The following is a 17,926-nucleotide window of genomic DNA, read 5'->3' as shown; positions in this document are numbered from 1 at the left end:
TTCCTTTTACTACAACGATAAATGCTGTTTTCCATTTTTATAAATCAGAATTGATTGCAATCCAGGGATATAACTTAGCACGCTAATTATAAGGAGATGTGATGGAATTGCCATTAGGATCTGATTTAGCTCGTCTGGTGCGCGTTTGGCGGGCGCTGGTCGATCATCGATTAAAACCGCTGGAATTGACCCAAACGCATTGGGTGACGCTGCATAACATATATCACCTGCCGCCTGGTCAATCACAGATTCAACTGGCTAAAGCGATAGGAATTGAACAGCCGTCATTAGTCAGGACATTAGATCAACTGGAAGATAAGGGATTGATTACCAGACACGTGTGTTCACATGATAGACGCGCTAAACGTATTATGCTTACCGAAGCCGCCGAGCCGATTATTCAGGCGGTCAATGACGTAATTAGCCATACCCGTAACGAAGTATTATTCGGCATCACGCCTGAACAGGTGGATGAATTAGCCTTGCTGATTGCACGGCTGGAACAAAATATATTGGCCCTGCATGAAAATCAGGCTTAGCGAAATTTGACTTAGGTATCAGGAAGTAAATCCCGGAAACATCATCGAAATTATTATTGATCGTTTTTACCGGAATTGGGTTATTGACGGTAATCGCCACAGCAAAAGTGGCGATTACCGTTATGTATTAGCGGGGAGAGACAGTAATGCTGCGGCCGTTGCTTGCCATGGCAACGCGCTGGCCGGCGCTGAATTTCGTGTCACCCTGTTTTTGAACGACCATAATGGTGCTACCGTCGTCCTTACGGATTTCCAACTCGATACCTTGAGTCCGGTTCATGGCGCCTGTTGCGCTTTGACCTGCTACGCCGCCGGCCACTGCGCCTGCTGCGGTTGCCAGACTACGGCCGGAACCCCCGCCGATGGTATTCCCCAGAAAACCACCCAGAACTGCGCCGCCAAGCGCACCGATGACGTTGGAATCTTCACCTGCCTGAATTTGTACCGGGCGCGTTGAGACAATGGTACCGTACGTGACCGTCTGCACCTGTTTGGCTTCGGAGGCGCTGTAGACATCTCCTGAAAGCGTACTGGTATTGGCGCAGCCAGCCAGTGTGATACCAGCCAGAGTAACCACAAGTAAACGCTTCATCATAATAAAGACTCCTGTAATGGCAAATATGTCGGGAAGGCACGGCCTTGGCCGACGAATGTTATACCGATAAATTATGGTCTGGCTCAACATCCCATTCCACTCTTTTTACGCTTTTTTGCAGACTATGCTAGCGCACTTCAATTTGAGGTAAACAGAGAGCGAAATTTTGTTAAATCGGTTTTTTGTAGCAAATATTATCAATCCGTTGTTTTTCAACAAAAATGCAACAGGGATAGCAAAAACACAAAAAATTTTAATAATTCAGCCTGTTACCATGCTATTTTTGTTACCGCTATATTTCCAATCGCCATTCTTCTTTGCCCCTATGGGGAAAAGGTCATGAAATGAGATCAGGCAGATACATTGGTGTAATGTCAGGTACCAGCCTTGACGGCGTTGACGTCGTGTTGGCGGCTATCGACGAGCACACGGTTGCGCAACAGGCCAGCTATTGCCATCCGATACCACAGGATATCAAAAAAGCCATTCTGGGCATGTGTCAGGGGCAGCGGGTGACGCTCTCCGAATTGGGACAGCTGGATACCCGTTTGGGAATACTCTTTGCCGAGGCGGTGCTGGCCTTGCTCAAAGAAACCGGACTGAACCCGCAGGATATTACGGCCATTGGTTGCCACGGGCAGACCGTCTGGCATGAGCCGAACGGTGAAGCGCCTTGTACGTTGCAGATTGGCGATAATAACCGTGTCGCCGCGATGACCGGGATCACCACCGTAGGGGATTTTCGCCGTCGCGATCTGGCCTATGGCGGGCAGGGGGCGCCGCTGGTGCCGGCGTTCCATCATGCGTTGCTGCAACATCCCGTGGAACGTCGTATCGTTCTGAATATTGGCGGTATCGCGAATATATCGTTGCTGGTGCCGGGGCTTGCCGTTCGAGGCTATGACACCGGACCGGGTAATATGCTGTTGGACGCCTGGATCTGGCGTCATTGTGCCCAGCCTTACGATAAAGACGCGCGGTGGGCCATATCAGGGCAGGTTAATCCATTGCTGTTGCAACGCATGATGTCCGATCCCTATTTTTCTCAGCGCGCACCAAAGAGCACGGGGCGTGAATATTTTAATATGGGTTGGCTGGAACGAAAACTGGCCGGTTTACCCCCGCTATCCCCGCAGGATGTTCAGGCCACATTAGCTGAGCTGACCGCTGTGAGCGTGGCAGAACAGGTGCTGTTAACCGGCGGTGGCGAACGCCTGCTGGTGTGCGGCGGCGGTGCCAGAAATCCTCTGATTATGTCCCGGCTGTCTGCTTTGTTACCGGGTATTGAAGTCAGTACCACCGATGAATTCGGCGTGAGTGGCGATGACATGGAAGCGCTGGCGTTCGCCTGGCTCGCCTCGCGAACGTTATCCGGGTTGCCCGGCAATTTGCCATCGGTTACCGGAGCCAGTCAGGAAACGCTGCTTGGCGCGATTTATCCGGTCATGATGGATTAATCGGATTTTGCTGAGATCTCAGTCGATCGCCTATTGTTAAACTGGTGTCAGAAAATGGGATATTACCGCGTGGTATGACATTTTTCTGACGCCAAAAAACGGGCTAATGCCAAAAACAATGGGAGATAAAGAGTGAAACGAGTGTTGACGGGGATGGCGCTGGTTCTGTTAAGCGGATGTAGCTACTTCACACCTGAAAAGACGGAGGAAACGCTGCACTATCAGTGCGGTACGATGCCGTTGACGGTCACGATGCAAACCGGAGAACAATCGTCGTCGCAGGTGAGTTTCCTGCTGGATGGCGAGCGCCATATTTTACCACTGGCGGTATCCGCTTCAGGAGCACGATACAGCGACGGAACATACACATTCTGGAGCAAAGGCAACCATGCCTTTATTCAACGGGGTGACCGCGTCATTGTTGATGACTGTATATTGAATTAACCGCCAATCGTCATCGTGTTCTGCTGTAACACCTTCCGTATCGATATCAAATCCGGTTGTTGCGCGCATTGAGTTTGTCATTGGAGGCGTGCGCTGCTGATTGAGATTTCTTGGACGTGGGCGCAAAATGATATTTACTACCCGCTTCCGAATCCGATATTGCTACAGCAGGACATTATGACTCAGGAAAGTACGCCTTCCGGTAAAACACCCCTTGTTCAGGACGCTGATATCGCCGACTTGCGCCGTGAATATACGCGTGGCGGACTGCGCCGCAGCGATCTGACCGATAACCCGATGGATTTGTTCGAACGCTGGCTGAGACAGGCCTGCGAAGCAAGGCTGGCAGATCCAACGGCGATGTCGGTTGCTACTGTTGACGAACATGGCCAACCCTACCAGCGTATTGTGTTATTAAAGCATTACGATGAAAAAGGCATGGTGTTTTACACCAATCTAGGCAGTCGCAAAGCGCTTCATCTTGCGCACAACCCTCAAGTCAGTCTGCTTTTCCCCTGGCATATGCTGGAACGGCAGGTGATGGTGTTGGGGCGAGCCGAAAAACTGCCGCCTCTGGACGTACTGCGCTATTTCCACAGCCGTCCCAAAGACAGCCAGATTGGCGCCTGGGTTTCCAGACAGTCCAGCCGAATTTCGACTCGGGGTGTGCTGGAGAGTAAATTCCTTGAGCTCAAGCAGAAATTCCAAAATGGTGAAGTCCCGTTGCCAAGCTTCTGGGGCGGCTTCCGTGTCACTATTGACTCAATAGAATTCTGGCAGGGTGGCGAACATCGTCTGCATGATCGATTTTTCTATCAACGGCAGGGTGAGCGCTGGCAAGTTGATCGTTTAGCGCCCTGATCTTGAAATATCCTCGTTTAATTCTGGCGCTCCTGTCGAGAGCGCTTTATCCTATGAAGTTTCGCACTATTAACGTTAGAAGAGCCTGATGAATAGGCACCTGCAAGTCGTCATGCCTTGCATATCACACTATATTTTTGCATAAAAATGGAGTTATCGATGGCGAGTAGTAACCTGATTAAACAATTGCAAGAGCGGGGCTTGATTGCCCAGGTGACGGATGAGGATGCGTTAGCAGAGCGACTGGCGCAAGGGCCAATTGCGCTGTATTGCGGCTTCGATCCTACCGCTGACAGCTTGCATTTGGGGCATCTGGTGCCGCTGCTTTGCCTGAAACGTTTCCAGTTGGCAGGGCACAAACCCGTTGCGTTGGTAGGCGGAGCGACGGGATTGATTGGCGATCCGAGCTTTAAGGCGACAGAACGTAAGCTGAATACGGCGGACACCGTCAGTGAATGGGTTGAGAAAATCCGCCATCAGGTCTCTCCGTTCCTGGATTTTGATTGCGGTGAAAATAGCGCGATTGCAGCCAACAACTATGATTGGTTCGGCAACATGAACGTGCTCGATTTCCTGCGCGATATCGGCAAACATTTCTCTGTTAACCAGATGATTAATAAAGAAGCCGTCAAACAGCGTCTGAACCGTGACGATGTGGGGATCTCGTTTACCGAATTTTCTTACAATCTGCTTCAGGGGTATGACTTTGCCAGCCTGAACAAGCAGTATCAGGTTGAACTGCAAATTGGTGGTTCCGACCAGTGGGGCAATATTACGTCGGGTATTGATTTGACCCGCCGCATGAACCAGAAGCAGGTCTATGGCATGACCGTGCCGCTGATCACCAAATCCGATGGCACCAAGTTCGGCAAAACGGAAGGCGGCGCAATCTGGCTGGATGCCAGCAAAACCAGCCCTTACAAATTCTACCAATTCTGGATTAATACCGCTGATGCGGATGTGTATCGCTTCCTGAAATTCTTCACGTTCATGAGTCTGGAAGAAATCAATGCGCTGGAAGAAGAAGACAAGAACAGCGGTAAGGCGCCGCGCGCGCAGTACGTGCTGGCCGAAGAAGTGACCCGTATGGTTCATGGCGAAACCGGACTGGCCGCCGCGCGCCGTATCACGCAGAGTCTGTTCTCTGGTTCACTGCAAGATATGACGCAGGATGACTTCGCGCAGTTGGCGCAGGATGGCATGCCGATTACTGAACTGGAACGTGATGCCGATTTACAACAGGCGCTGGTCAGCGCAGATCTGGTGCCGTCACGCGGTCAGGCCCGTACGATGATTTCCTCCAATGCCGTAACCATTAACGGCGAAAAACAGGCCAATCCTGAATATACTTTCAGTGAATCCGATCGTTTGTTTGATCGCTACACGCTACTGCGCCGGGGCAAGAAACACTATTGTCTGATCTGCTGGAAAGCATAAGAAAAACCAATAAAGGGAGCGTTAGCTCCCTTTATTCTGTTCGTCCGTTCTCAAGGCGCAATTGCGCAGGCAAGGATTTAAGTCGTTTCTAATGAAAAACATACTTTCTATTCAATCACACGTTGTTTTTGGACACGCGGGGAATAGTGCCGCCGAATTTCCTATGCGTCGGATGGGAGCAAACGTTTGGCCGCTAAATACGGTGCAATTTTCTAACCATACGCAATATGGGCACTGGACGGGTTGCGTCATGCCCGCCAGCCATTTAACGGAGATTGTTCAAGGGATTGAGGATATTGATCGTCTGAAAGATTGTGATGCGGTGCTGAGTGGCTACATTGGTTCTGCGGAACAGGGGGAGCATATTTTAGGCATTGTGCGTCGCGTAAAGGCGGCCAATCCTGATGCGTTGTACTTCTGTGATCCGGTGATGGGAACGCCCGAAAAAGGGTGCATCGTCGCGCCAGGCGTGTCGGAATTCCATTGCCGCCAATCGTTGCAGGCTGCCGATATGATTGCCCCGAACCTGCCAGAGCTGGAGCTGCTCAGCGGCCACACCGTGCATAATGTGGAAGAGGCGGTGGAAACGGCGCGGGCGTTGTGCAGGCAGGGGCCGAAAATTGTGCTGGTTAAGCACCTCAGCCGTGCCGCTTATCGTGAGGACAGCTTTGAAATGCTGCTGGTCACGCCTGATGATGCCTGGCATATCAGCCGTCCTCTGGTGGAGTTTGAACGGCAGCCGGTGGGTGTGGGTGACCTGACCAGCGGATTATTGCTGGTGAATTTACTGAAAGGCGTCGCGCTGGACAAAGCGTTGGAACATACCACCGCCGCAGTTTATGAAGTGATGCTCATGACAAAAGAAATGGGTGAATATGAATTGCAACTGGTAGCCGCACAGGATGGCATAGCCAATCCTCGTCACCATTTTCAGGCTGTGCGTTTATAACGACATCCATTGCCTCAGGGAGGAGGCAATGGATTCTGAACAGGCAACAACAACGTTGCCAACGTTTTAGCCTTTCAACCGTTCGATTTTAAGCGCCATGGCGACAGACGGACGTTCGGCCATATGATCGAGATAGGCTGCCAGCGCGGGGTAACGGAACATATCCAGTTTTAATGACTGCGCCCAGCGCATGACGGTAAACAGATAGGCATCCGCAATACTGAAGCGGTTGGCGACCAGGTAATTCTGTTCACTCAATACCAGATTGATATAGCGGAATTTTACCTGCAGATATTCAATTAACAGTTCTTTGTAGGTTTCGGGTGTACCGCGCCGGAAGATAGGGGCAAAACTTTTGTGTAACTCGGTGGCGATATAATTCAGCCACTCAATGGTATGGTAACGCGCCATACTGCCCACCGGCGCAATCAGATTACAGTGCGGCACCAAATCTGCCACGTATTGGGCGATGGCAACGCCTTCGGTCAGTACGGAGCCGTCGTCAAGCTGTAGAGCAGGGACAAGGCCTTTTGGATTAATCTGCAGATAATCGGTGCCGCGCTCGGTTTTTTTGGTGCGGAGATCCACTTTTTCAAGTTTGAACTCTAATTTGGATTCCAGCAGAACAATATGCGTAAAAAGAGAACCGCTTTCGGGTTTGTAAAACAGTTTCATGAAAACCCCTTGATATTATTATTTTTCCATCAAATGATGTGAAATTATTGTTAAATAAACGGATTTCGTATTTTTACTACAAACAGCGACATCAGGTTGTGAGGCGCCTTGCAAAACAGCTTTGATGTATTAGTCATGAAACATTGAGCATTACACCCGCTGTTTTTCTCGTCGCAGGTAGCCGGCTATTACTCGTTCCTCCCTGGGTCCCGCACCTTAAAATTGATTGGATATAGCGTTACGTATATCGTCAAAATTGACATTATCTTTACTTAATTTATCGGTTACGAAAGTTTTTTTCCATTTTTATAACCCACCTCGCAATAGCATTTTTCAATAGTAAATGGCTATCGTTGCATTCATATCGTCTTGTTGCGAAAACGTTATATTTTGTTTGTGTTATCTTTAAATAAGACCGTATGTTCAAGCTGGGTATTAAATGACCGGTTGACACAGAATAACAATTCGCTAAGTCACTTTGGGAGGAAGCATGTCAGCTCATTTTCGCGATACTTGTCTGGCTGCTCTGACAGTTCGGCAGCAAACCTACCATTATTACAGCTTACCTTTGGCCGCTCAGCGGCTCGGCTCACTGGATAATCTACCCAAATCGTTAAAGGTTTTACTGGAAAATCTGTTACGCCATCTGGATGACGATACCGTCCGGCAGGAGGATTTGCAGGCCGTGGTTTCCTGGTTGAAAACCGGGCATATCGATCGGGAAATCGCCTATCGTCCAGCGCGTGTGCTGATGCAGGATTTTACCGGCGTGCCTGCCGTGGTCGATTTGGCCGCAATGCGCGCCGCGGTTCATCGTCTGGGGGGCGACGTGAAAAAGGTCAATCCGCTATCGCCCGTGGATCTGGTCATTGACCACTCGGTGACGGTTGATCACTTTGGCGATGAGCAGTCGATGGCGGATAACACGCAACTGGAAATGGAACGTAATTACGAGCGCTATCAGTTTCTGCGCTGGGGACAAGACGCCTTTAGTCATTTCCGGGTCGTACCGCCCGGCACGGGGATCTGTCATCAGGTGAATCTGGAATATCTGGCAAAGACGGTCTGGTATGAAACACAGAACGATAAAACGATCGCCTATCCCGATACGCTGGTCGGGACTGACTCACACACCACCATGATTAACGGCCTTGGCGTGTTGGGCTGGGGCGTCGGCGGTATTGAGGCGGAAGCGGCTATGCTGGGCCAGCCGATATCCATGCTGGTGCCTGACGTGGTAGGCGTCAAACTGACGGGTAAAATGCGCGAAGGCATCACGGCGACCGACCTTGTACTGACGATAACGCAAATGCTGCGTAAACACGGAGTGGTTGGCAAGTTCGTTGAATTCTATGGCGACGGTCTGGATTATTTACCGCTGGCCGATCGTGCCACCATCGCCAATATGGCGCCGGAATACGGCGCGACCTGCGGCTTCTTTCCGGTTGACTCCATCACGCTGGAGTATATGCGGTTAACCAATCGGAGCGAGGAACAGATTGCGCTGGTGGAAGCCTACAGTAAGCAGCAGGGACTATGGCGTAATCCGGGGGATGAACCCGTCTTTACCAGTCAACTGGCGTTGGATTTGGGGAATGTGGAAACCAGTCTTGCCGGCCCGAAACGGCCTCAGGATCGCGTGGCGCTGGCGGATGTGCCGAAAGCGTTTAAAGCGAGCAAAGAGCTGGACGTGAATACGGTGAAAGATCGTCCGGACTATGAAACATTTTCCCTGGATGGCGAAACACACCGTTTGTATCAGGGGGCGGTGGTCATCGCGGCGATCACTTCTTGTACGAATACCTCCAATCCCAGCGTGTTGATGACCGCTGGCTTGCTGGCGAAGAATGCCGTTAAACGCGGGCTGAAGAAAAAACCGTGGGTGAAAACCTCACTGGCTCCCGGTTCGCGTGTGGTAACGGATTATTATGACAAAGCCGGGCTGACGGCATACCTTGATGCGCTGGGGTTTAATCTGGTGGGGTATGGCTGCACCACCTGTATCGGTAATTCCGGTCCGTTGCCTGACGCCATCGAAACGGCGATCAAGAAAGGGGATTTAACGGTTGGCGCGGTGCTATCGGGAAACCGTAACTTCGAGGGACGTATTCACCCGCTGGTAAAAACCAACTGGCTGGCGTCGCCGCCGCTGGTGGTCGCCTACGCGCTGGCCGGAAATATGAATATCGATCTCGCCACGGAACCACTGGGTGAAGATCCGCAGGGGAATCCGGTCTATATGCGCGATATCTGGCCTTCCGCGCAAGAGGTGGCGAAGGCGGTATTGAATGTCAGCGCTGATATGTTCCACAAGCAATATTCAGCCGTATTTGAAGGCACGCAGGAATGGAAAGATATCGAGGTGGACAACAACCCGACCTATCAATGGCCGCCGGATTCGACCTACATCCGCCAGACGCCTTTTTTCCTTGAGATGGGAAAAGAGCCGGAGCCGATAAAAGATATTCATGACGCGCGCATTTTGGCGATGCTGGGTGATTCTGTGACGACCGACCATATCTCTCCGGCCGGGAATATTAAACGCGATAGCCCTGCCGGGCGTTATCTGCTGGAGCGTGGCGTTGAGACCAGTGAATTCAACTCGTATGGTTCGCGCCGCGGGAATCATGAAGTGATGATGCGGGGGACGTTTGCCAATATCCGTATCCGTAACGAAATGGTGCCCGGTAAAGAAGGAGGATATACCCGTCATGTGCCTTCCCACAACGAGATGACCATTTACGATGCGGCGATGCGTTATCAGGAAGAAAACGTACCGTTGGCGCTTATCGCCGGCAAGGAGTATGGCTCAGGCTCCAGCCGTGACTGGGCCGCCAAAGGACCTCGTTTGTTGGGGGTGCGAGTGGTGATTGCCGAGTCTTTTGAACGTATTCACCGTTCGAACCTGATCGGAATGGGGATCCTGCCGCTGGAGTTTGCGGACGGCGTAACGCGTAAAACGCTGCAACTGACCGGAGATGAGCAGATATCCATTACCGGATTAAATCAGTTGACGCCCGGCGCCACGGTCGATGTGGCGATTAAGGATAGTGCGGGGAATCGTTCGGTGATTAAAACCCATTGTCGTATTGATACGCGCAACGAACTTACCTATTACCAGAACGACGGCATTCTGCACTATGTGATTCGTAACATGCTATAACCCCGCCTCGCTGACGCAGGTTTCCGCCTGCGTCAGGTTTTCTCGTTTCCCGCATTAAATTATCGTTGCCGGACGTCGATTCTGGTTATTCTGTGGAATAAGCGGGCGATAAACCCCATTCACCCAACGATAACAGGAGGTTATATGTCCGATGCCGTAAGAAAACATATCAGAAAATCGTTGCTGTTTGCCTCGTTGGCAATGGGCGCCGTTGCGCCGGCAGCGAGCGGGCTTGCTGCAACTATTCCAGCCGGTGTGGTATTGGCGGAAAAGCAGGAGCTGGTGCGTGCCAACGGTACGGAACCGGCGTCGCTCGATCCGCAAAAAGTGGAAAGTGATGTCGAAGCGAATCTCATTCATGACTTTTTTGAAAAACTGGTTTCGTTGCGTGATGACGGGGCCGTTTCCGGCGGGCTGGCCGATAAGTGGGAACAACAGGGCCATCAGGTCTGGACATTCCATTTGCGTCCGGATCTGAAGTGGTCCGATGGCAGTCCGCTTACCGCCGATGATGTGGTCTTCAGTTGGCGGCGTCTCGCCGATCCGAAAACTCTCTCCCCTTATCAGTCCTATATCACCAGCATGTATGTGCGGAACGCTGACGACATTGTGGCAGGGAAAAAACCTTCCAGCACGTTGGGCATCAAGGCGCTGGATCAGCAAACGGTGCAGATCGAGCTCGATCGCCCTTTGTCCTATTTCCTGTCAATGACCGAGCATTTTTCGATCGTGACGTTGCCGCAAGCGGCGATTGAAAAATATGGCGATAAGTGGACGCAACCCGGCAATTTCGTTAGCAGCGGTCCTTTTACACTTGGCGAGTGGGTGGTTAATGAACGGATTGTTGGAAAACGGAACGCATATTATTGGGATAACGCGCATACGGTGCTGAACAAAGTGACCTATCTGCCCATTGTGTCAAACACGGCGGAGGTTAATCGTTACAAAGCGGGCGAGGTGGACGTGACGTTCACGCTGCCGCCGCACCTGTTCAAATCGCTAAAGACGGCGTTACCCGATCAGGTTAAGGTGACCCCACAGTTGTCAACTTACTACTATAAATTCAATACGCAAAAGCCGCCATTTAACGATCCCCGCGTCAGACGGGCGTTGGATCTGGCGCTGGACAAAACCGTGATTGCCGAAAAAGTGCTGGGCATGGGGCAGGTGCCTGCTTATAACCCGCTGCCTCCCGGTATGGCGGGATATACCAGCGAGCCGCCTGAATGGGCGGCCTGGACACAGCAGCAAAGAAACGCCGAGGCGAAAAAACTGCTGTCCGAGGCGGGATTTACCGCGGAGCGGCCATTAAAGTTCAACCTTCTGTACAATACGTCGGAGTCACATCAACGGATTGCAGTTGCCGCCAGTTCCATGTGGAAGCAGGCGCTGAGCGTTGAGGCAACGCTGAAGAATCAGGAATGGAAAACCATGCTGGACACGATGCGCATCGGTGATTTTGAGGTGGTCAGATCGTCCTGGGCGGCGGATTATAATGAGCCTTCCACCTATTTTGATATCTTGCGTACTGGGAACAGCAACAATCAGGGTAAATTCACCCATGCAGAATACGATGCCCTGCTGGATCACGCGGTCAGCGCGGACACGTTAGCGGCACGCAATAGCGACTATCATCAGGCGGAAAAAATTCTACAGCAGCAGGCTCCGCTGCTCCCTGTCTATTATTATGTGCGCGCGCAGCTGGTAAAACCCTATACCGGCGGATTTAAGCCCGACCAGAGGGCGGATATATACAGCAAGGATATTTATATCATCAAACATTAAGACAGGATGAATGCCGGGATTAGCCTGGCATTCACGCTGATTTACGTATTACTTCGTATCCAGCAGATGACCCATCTTGGCGGCTTTGGTCGCCAGATAGCGCTCGTTTTTCGGATTACGGCCAACCTGCAACGGCACACGCTCAACGATATTAATGCCCGCTTCATCCAGGATTTTGACCTTCTGCGGGTTATTGGTCAGTAAACGAATTTCGTCTACGCCCAGCAGCTTGAACATGTCCGCGCACAGGGTGAAATCGCGCTCGTCGGCGGCAAACCCCAACTGATGATTGGCTTCTACCGTGTCAGCCCCCAGATCCTGTAAGGCATAGGCCCGGATTTTATTCAGCAAACCAATGTTGCGTCCCTCCTGACGGTGGTACAGCAATACGCCACGACCTTCTTCTGCAATATGGCTCAATGCGGCCTCAAGCTGGAATCCGCAATCACAACGCAGACTAAACAGCGCATCGCCCGTCAGGCACTCGGAATGCACCCGGGCCAGCACCGGGGTCGGCCCGGAAATATCACCATAAACCAATGCGAGATGATCGTGTCCTGTGGCAATTTCTTCAAATCCTACCATCAGGAAATCGCCCCAAGGGGTGGGTAATTTGGCATCTGCCACCCGTTTTAGCTGCATGTTATTCTCCAAAAAAGCAAAAATGCTGACGCGCATCCTACTGCCGGATGGGGGGATTGACCAGCAGGAAATTGTGGGGCAATCACTCGCACATTGACAGAACTGATAGCTATTTTACGCCATACTGACGGTTCATGCCGATTTTTCTGATAGTATCGGGAAAAATTATTTTTCGGCATCATACTGAATTATAGGAAGAAATGATGTACGACATCACCAAAAGAACCACTATTGGTGCAGCATTGCTGCTCATCATGCCGATCATGATTTGGATAAGCGGATGGCAGTGGCAGCCGGGATATGGCGGTTTGTGGTTAAAGATTCTGTTTTGGACAACCGAAACGGTCACGTCGCCGTGGGGCGCACTGACCAGCGTGGTGCTAAGCGCCTGGTTTTTATGGTGTCTGCGTTTTCGGCTGAAGCCTGCGCTTGGGCTACTGGTTATTATGTTGATTACGGTGCTCATCGGGCAGGGGGTAAAATCCGGTATTAAGGAATGGGTGCAGGAGTCGCGGCCTTTCGTGGTCTGGCTGGAAAAAAATCACCAGATTGACGACCGCTATTTCTACTCTTTAGCGCGTAAAGCGCGCGCCGAACTGGTCAAATCCCAGTTGAAAAATGAACCACAGATCCCCAAATGGTTGCGTCATCACTGGCAGTCTGAAACCGGGTTTGCTTTTCCGTCCGGCCATACTATGTTTTCTGCAACCTGGGCGCTGTTGGCCGTTGGGTTATTGTGGGCCCGTCGGCATTACAAAACCGTGATGGTACTCATGGTGTGGGCCAGCGCGGTGATGGGAAGCCGTCTGGTTTTAGGCATGCACTGGCCGCGCGATCTGATTGTGGCAATCCTCATCAGCTGGCTTCTGGTGGTGGTCGCCTGCTGGCTGGCTCAGCGCTGGTGTGGCCCGCTGTCGCTACAGCGGGAAGAAATCAGGGAACAGCGCGCCGAGGATGCAGCCAACAACTAACTTTCCCTGTCAGGGGGGGAAATGGTAATTTAATGGGGTTTATCGCCAAAATTTGGCATAATTCATCCGGTTAATGGGATATCACAGGAAAGAGAACGTGAAATATTTGCTGATTTTTTTACTCGTGCTGGCGATATTCATCATTTCTGTCACACTGGGCGCGCACAACGATCAGGTAGTTACGTTTAATTATCTGCTGGCGCAAGGGGATTACCGCGTATCAACGCTGCTTGCCACGCTGTTCGCGCTGGGTTTTGTTCTTGGCTGGGTAATCTGCGGTCTGTTTTATCTGCGTCAGCGCATTGCGTTGGGTCGTGCGCAACGTAAAATCAAGCGTCTGGAGCAGCAGCTTTCTGCCTCGAACGAGGAAAATGTGACGCCAGCACAGCCCGTCACCCACTAAGGAATCATTCTCTATGCTAGAACTGCTGTTTCTGTTGCTGCCTGTGGCCGCCGCTTACGGCTGGTACATGGGTCGCAGAAGTGCGCAGCAGGATAAAGATCAGGAATCTAACCGTCTGTCGCGTGAGTATGTGACAGGGGTGAACTTTCTGCTCTCTAATCAGCAGGACAAGGCTGTCGAGCTTTTTCTGGATATGCTTAAAGACGACAGCAATACCTTCGAAGCTCACCTGACTCTGGGTAATCTGTTCCGTTCTCGCGGTGAAGTTGACCGTGCTATCCGCATTCATCAGGCGCTGACTGAAAGCGCTTCCCTCACGTTTGAGCAGCGTCTGCTGGCAGTGCAACAGCTTGGGCGTGATTACGTGGCGGCGGGGCTGTATGACCGTGCCGAAGAGATTTTCAATCAGTTGGTCGATGAAGACGATTTCCGGCGTAGCGCCTTGCAGCAGCTATTGCAGATTCACCAATCCACCAGTGACTGGCTCAATGCTATCGAAACGGCCGAAAAACTGGTGAAAATGGGTAAAGATGAACTCCGGGTGGAGATCGCGCATTTTTATTGTGAACTGGCGCTGCTTGCCATGGGCAGCGACGATCTGGACAAGGCGCTGGCGCTACTGAAAAAGGGAGCGGCGGCGGACGCCCAGTGCGCGCGAGTTTCCATCATGATGGGGCGTATTTATATGGCCCGGCAGGAATATGGACGTGCGATCGATTCGCTACAGCAGGTTCTCGATCAGGATAAAGAACTGGTTAGCGAAACCTTGCCGATGCTACAGGAGTGTTATCAGCACCTGCGGGAATCCCAAAACTGGTCCGATTTTCTCAAACGCTGTGTCGAAGAGAATACGGGCGCGACTGCCGAACTGATGCTGGCCGATATTCTTGAGCAAGAGCAGGGAGCGGAAGTGGCGCAGGTTTATATCAACCGCCAGCTGCAACGCCACCCCACGATGCGCGTATTTCACCGACTGATGGATTTCCATTTGCACGAAGCCGAGGACGGCAGGGCGAAAGAGAGTCTGGTGGTCTTGCGTGATATGGTTGGCGAGCAGATCCGCACCAAGCCGCGTTATAGCTGCCGGAAATGTGGTTTTACCTCTCAGTCATTATATTGGCACTGTCCTTCCTGCCGCGCCTGGGCAAGCATCAAACCTATTCGTGGATTGGACGGCCAATAAATATCGCCGTTCCATCATCCTTCCGCCATTGCGTATGTCATTCGTGACGTGTTTTATTTCATTAGTTACAACATACTAATTGCTATAACAGATCGCCGTTCCAGACGCCTACGGTGTTCATCTCAGCTAAGCAGGAAATTTCGGCATTTCGGTCAGCAAGAGCGCATTGTGTATAAATGCGCCCTGGCGGCGCGGAAGCGAAGCGCAGAAATCAACAACGTTGAGCGTTAAAGTCGATAGGCTTAAACAGGCGGCTGGGATTTCAACCGCGGGGCATGTAGAATGCGGCGGGAATTTTGGGACGCGATTAATGGTTTTGCTAAATCAAGAGGTGACATGTGACACACAAAAGTCCGCAAGAAAATAGCCTGGCTTCTCCGATTATTGTGGCGCTGGATTATGCCGATCGGCAGGCGGCATTGTCATTTGTTGATCGCATCGATCCTCAGGATTGTCGTTTAAAAGTGGGCAAAGAGATGTTTACGCTGTTTGGCCCACAGTTTGTTCAGTCGCTTCAACAGCGCGGTTTCGATGTTTTCCTCGATTTGAAATTCCACGATATTCCAAATACGGTCGCGCATGCGGTTGCGGCGGCGGCCGACCTGGGCGTGTGGATGGTGAATGTTCATGCCAGCGGCGGTACGCGCATGATGATGGCGGCGAAAGATGCCTTATTGCCATTCGGTGATGATGCGCCGCTGTTGATTGCCGTTACGGTGCTGACCAGCCTGGAAGCAGAAGATCTGCGCGACCTGGGCATCATGACCAGCCCGGCGGAACAGGCGGAAAGACTGGCGCTGCTGACGTATCACTGCGGTCTTGATGGCGTGGTCTGTTCCGCACATGAAGCGGAGCGTCTGAGACAGGCGTGTGGAGAGGGTTTTAAACTGGTTACGCCGGGAATCCGCCCTGCTGGCAGCGATACCGGCGATCAACGCCGCATCATGACGCCGGTTCAGGCCCAGCTTGCGGGCGTGGATTATATGGTGATTGGTCGTCCGATTACCCAATCCGCCGATCCGGCTCAAACGCTGCGCGATATCCGGGCTTCACTGCTCGCCGGGGAGGCATAATGAGTAACGGCGATAACAGTCGTCTGGTGTATTCCACGGAAACCGGACGTATCAAACCGGAAGAAGAGAAGGTGGTTCGCCCGCCAGGTGATGGCATTGTTCGCATCCAGCGTCAGACCAGCGGACGTAAAGGGAAAGGCGTGTGCGTCATCAGCGGTATCGATCTTGATGACGCCGCATTGGATAAGCTGGCCGCCGAATTAAAGAAAAAATGTGGCTGTGGTGGTTCAGTCAAGGAGGGCGTTATTGAGATTCAAGGCGATAAACGCGATTTGTTGAAACAGCTACTTGAAGCGAAAGGGATGAAAGTCAAACTGGCTGGCGGATAAGCGCCGTTTGGCTTGATGAGTGACAGCAGACTCGGAGGAATTAGGTAAGTCTGCTGTCAGAAAATTCGTTAGTCTATCTGACGGCCAATCAGGCCGCCGATGGCTGCGCCGCCCAACGTACCTAATGTTCCGCCATCGGTTAAGACGGCCCCGCCTACGGCGCCAGCGCCGGCGCCAATCGCAGTGTTGCGATCGCGTTTAGACATGTTTGAACAGCCCGCCAGAGTAACCGCCAATGTAATGGCTAATGCGGCGGTAGCAAAACGTTTGTTTAATTTCATGTTTTTCCCCTTTTAACTCTCGGCCTCACGCTATTAAGTGAGGAAAATATCGTATAACAGATTTTTTACGGTATTAAATAATCATACCGCGCCTTCCGTTGCTTACCGGCTAGTATAATCATCGGTAAAAACCGCAACAGGTAAAAACTCTTAATTCCCACACGTTCACTTAACGATAGCAACAATTGGTAAAATAGGTGATTTTTTGTCCATGTGTGCCGGGCTGTAAATTTTGCGTTGCAGCAGAACACCACCGGATCTTTAGCGATTTAGCCCATAGCGGCGCATGAGGGGGACCGCGAGAATGGCGTAATGGCAATGTCGCTGGGGGAGAGTCGATCATGTTGGAAGCGCTAAAAAAGCAGGTGTTGGACGCCAATCTGGCATTACCGCAGCATCATTTGGTGACATTTACCTGGGGCAATGTTAGTGCGGTAGATCGTCAGCAGGGCCTGATGGTGATTAAGCCATCGGGTGTGGAATATGCCGTGATGACGGTTGACGATATGGTGGTGGTGGAACTGGAGAGCGGCAAGGTCGTGGAAGGGACGAAAAAGCCGTCTTCGGATACGGATACTCACCGTGTGCTGTATCTGGCGTTTGCCGATATTGGCGGTATTGTCCATACCCATTCTCGTCATGCCACGATTTGGGCGCAGGCTGGAAAAGATATTCCCGCCTGGGGAACGACACATGCGGATTATTTCTATGGCGGTATTCCCTGTACGCGGTTGATGACGGACGAAGAGATCAACGGGCGCTATGAGTGGGAAACCGGCAACGTGATTGTTGAAACCTTCCAAACCCGCGGGCTTTCCCCCGTGGATGTCCCTGCGGTCTTGGTCAATTCTCATGGTCCGTTTGCGTGGGGAAAAGATGCGGATAACGCGGTGCATAATGCAGTGGTGTTGGAAGAGATTGCCTACATGGGGATTTTTTCGCGCCAATTGACGCCTGAACTGGGCGATATGCAACAAACTTTACTGGATAAACACTACCTGCGTAAGCACGGTAAAAACGCTTATTACGGACAGTAGTCATTCATGCGCCATTCACCAGATAAAAAATCCCTCCAGCGGAGTAATGCCAGTCAGTTAAGGATCGGTTGACCGATCCAGTGGCTGTGTAAGAATCCGGAA

General features: G+C 51.6%; 18 protein-coding genes. 14 read left to right on the top strand and 4 right to left on the bottom strand.

Annotated elements, in window-relative coordinates; translation table 11 throughout:
* Window positions 1-101 precede the first annotated feature (101 nt).
* Complete coding sequence (gene slyA, locus B4923_RS04000; RefSeq protein WP_109053086.1) at window positions 102-539, top strand: transcriptional regulator SlyA; 438 nt, start codon at window positions 102-104, stop codon at window positions 537-539.
* A 127-nt stretch (window positions 540-666) separates the two neighbouring features.
* Here slyA and B4923_RS03995 read toward each other — a convergent pair whose 3' ends face one another.
* Window positions 667-1,134 carry an outer membrane lipoprotein gene (locus tag B4923_RS03995; RefSeq protein ID WP_109053085.1) on the bottom strand — a complete coding sequence of 156 codons (468 nt, stop codon included), beginning with the start codon at window positions 1,132-1,134 and terminating at the stop codon, window positions 667-669.
* 344 nt (window positions 1,135-1,478) lie between these two features.
* Between B4923_RS03995 and anmK the strand changes: the two genes are divergently transcribed.
* From anmK to pdxY, 5 genes are all read left to right on the top strand, one after another.
* A complete protein-coding gene (anmK, locus tag B4923_RS03990) occupies window positions 1,479-2,591 on the top strand; it encodes an anhydro-N-acetylmuramic acid kinase (protein ID WP_109053084.1) in 1,113 nt (370 codons plus the stop codon).
* A gap of 132 nt (window positions 2,592-2,723) precedes the next feature.
* The gene (locus B4923_RS03985) at window positions 2,724-3,035 is read left to right on the top strand and encodes an MliC family protein (protein ID WP_109053083.1); all 312 of its coding nucleotides are present in this window, start codon (window positions 2,724-2,726) and stop codon (window positions 3,033-3,035) included.
* 177 nt (window positions 3,036-3,212) lie between these two features.
* Window positions 3,213-3,896, top strand: a complete 684-nt coding sequence (pdxH, locus tag B4923_RS03980; RefSeq protein ID WP_109053082.1) for a pyridoxamine 5'-phosphate oxidase — start codon at window positions 3,213-3,215, stop codon at window positions 3,894-3,896.
* A 159-nt stretch (window positions 3,897-4,055) separates the two neighbouring features.
* Entirely contained in the window at window positions 4,056-5,333 is a 1,278-nt protein-coding gene (gene tyrS / locus B4923_RS03975) for a tyrosine--tRNA ligase (protein ID WP_109053081.1), read from the top strand.
* 91 nt (window positions 5,334-5,424) lie between these two features.
* Entirely contained in the window at window positions 5,425-6,282 is an 858-nt protein-coding gene (pdxY, locus tag B4923_RS03970) for a pyridoxal kinase PdxY (protein ID WP_109053080.1), read from the top strand.
* A gap of 66 nt (window positions 6,283-6,348) precedes the next feature.
* On the opposite strand, the gene gstA is transcribed toward pdxY, so the two are convergent.
* Window positions 6,349-6,957: a glutathione transferase GstA gene (gene gstA, locus B4923_RS03965; protein ID WP_109053079.1), complete on the bottom strand. Its 609-nt coding sequence runs from the start codon at window positions 6,955-6,957 to the stop codon at window positions 6,349-6,351.
* A 490-nt stretch (window positions 6,958-7,447) separates the two neighbouring features.
* On the opposite strand from gstA, the gene acnA reads away from it, so the two are divergent.
* Complete coding sequence (gene acnA, locus B4923_RS03960) at window positions 7,448-10,120, top strand: aconitate hydratase AcnA (RefSeq protein ID WP_109053078.1); 2,673 nt, start codon at window positions 7,448-7,450, stop codon at window positions 10,118-10,120.
* A 144-nt stretch (window positions 10,121-10,264) separates the two neighbouring features.
* Complete coding sequence (locus tag B4923_RS03955) at window positions 10,265-11,905, top strand: ABC transporter substrate-binding protein (RefSeq protein WP_109053077.1); 1,641 nt, start codon at window positions 10,265-10,267, stop codon at window positions 11,903-11,905.
* Window positions 11,906-11,953: 48 nt separating this feature from the next.
* Here B4923_RS03955 and ribA read toward each other — a convergent pair whose 3' ends face one another.
* Window positions 11,954-12,547, bottom strand: a complete 594-nt coding sequence (gene ribA, locus B4923_RS03950; protein WP_109053429.1) for a GTP cyclohydrolase II — start codon at window positions 12,545-12,547, stop codon at window positions 11,954-11,956.
* A gap of 203 nt (window positions 12,548-12,750) precedes the next feature.
* Here ribA and pgpB point away from each other — a divergent pair, with 203 nt between their 5' ends.
* The 5 genes from pgpB to yciH all read left to right on the top strand — a co-directional run bounded on the left by pgpB (window position 12,751) and on the right by yciH (window position 16,506).
* Window positions 12,751-13,518: a phosphatidylglycerophosphatase B gene (gene pgpB / locus B4923_RS03945; RefSeq protein WP_109053076.1), complete on the top strand. Its 768-nt coding sequence runs from the start codon at window positions 12,751-12,753 to the stop codon at window positions 13,516-13,518.
* 97 nt (window positions 13,519-13,615) lie between these two features.
* Window positions 13,616-13,921, top strand: coding sequence for a LapA family protein (locus tag B4923_RS03940; protein ID WP_109053075.1), 306 nt, complete (start codon window positions 13,616-13,618; stop codon window positions 13,919-13,921).
* Between the two features lie 13 nt (window positions 13,922-13,934).
* Window positions 13,935-15,104, top strand: coding sequence for a lipopolysaccharide assembly protein LapB (gene lapB, locus B4923_RS03935; RefSeq protein WP_109053074.1), 1,170 nt, complete (start codon window positions 13,935-13,937; stop codon window positions 15,102-15,104).
* A 338-nt stretch (window positions 15,105-15,442) separates the two neighbouring features.
* Window positions 15,443-16,177, top strand: coding sequence for an orotidine-5'-phosphate decarboxylase (gene pyrF, locus B4923_RS03930; protein WP_109053073.1), 735 nt, complete (start codon window positions 15,443-15,445; stop codon window positions 16,175-16,177).
* Complete coding sequence (gene yciH, locus B4923_RS03925; RefSeq protein ID WP_109053072.1) at window positions 16,177-16,506, top strand: stress response translation initiation inhibitor YciH; 330 nt, start codon at window positions 16,177-16,179, stop codon at window positions 16,504-16,506. The genes pyrF and yciH overlap by 1 nt, the downstream gene beginning before the upstream one ends.
* Window positions 16,507-16,574: 68 nt before the next feature.
* Here the strand turns inward: yciH and osmB are convergent, their stop codons facing one another.
* Window positions 16,575-16,787, bottom strand: a complete 213-nt coding sequence (gene osmB / locus B4923_RS03920; protein ID WP_109053071.1) for an osmotically-inducible lipoprotein OsmB — start codon at window positions 16,785-16,787, stop codon at window positions 16,575-16,577.
* Between the two features lie 341 nt (window positions 16,788-17,128).
* On the opposite strand from osmB, the gene araD reads away from it, so the two are divergent.
* A complete protein-coding gene (gene araD / locus B4923_RS03915) occupies window positions 17,129-17,824 on the top strand; it encodes an L-ribulose-5-phosphate 4-epimerase (RefSeq protein ID WP_109053070.1) in 696 nt (231 codons plus the stop codon).
* Window positions 17,825-17,926 lie beyond the last annotated feature (102 nt).

This window comes from Brenneria roseae subsp. americana (genome assembly GCF_003115815.1).
GTDB lineage: Bacteria > Pseudomonadota > Gammaproteobacteria > Enterobacterales > Enterobacteriaceae > Brenneria > Brenneria roseae.
Note: the sequence above shows the minus strand (reverse complement) of the source record. Positions and strands in the feature narration are given on the sequence as shown.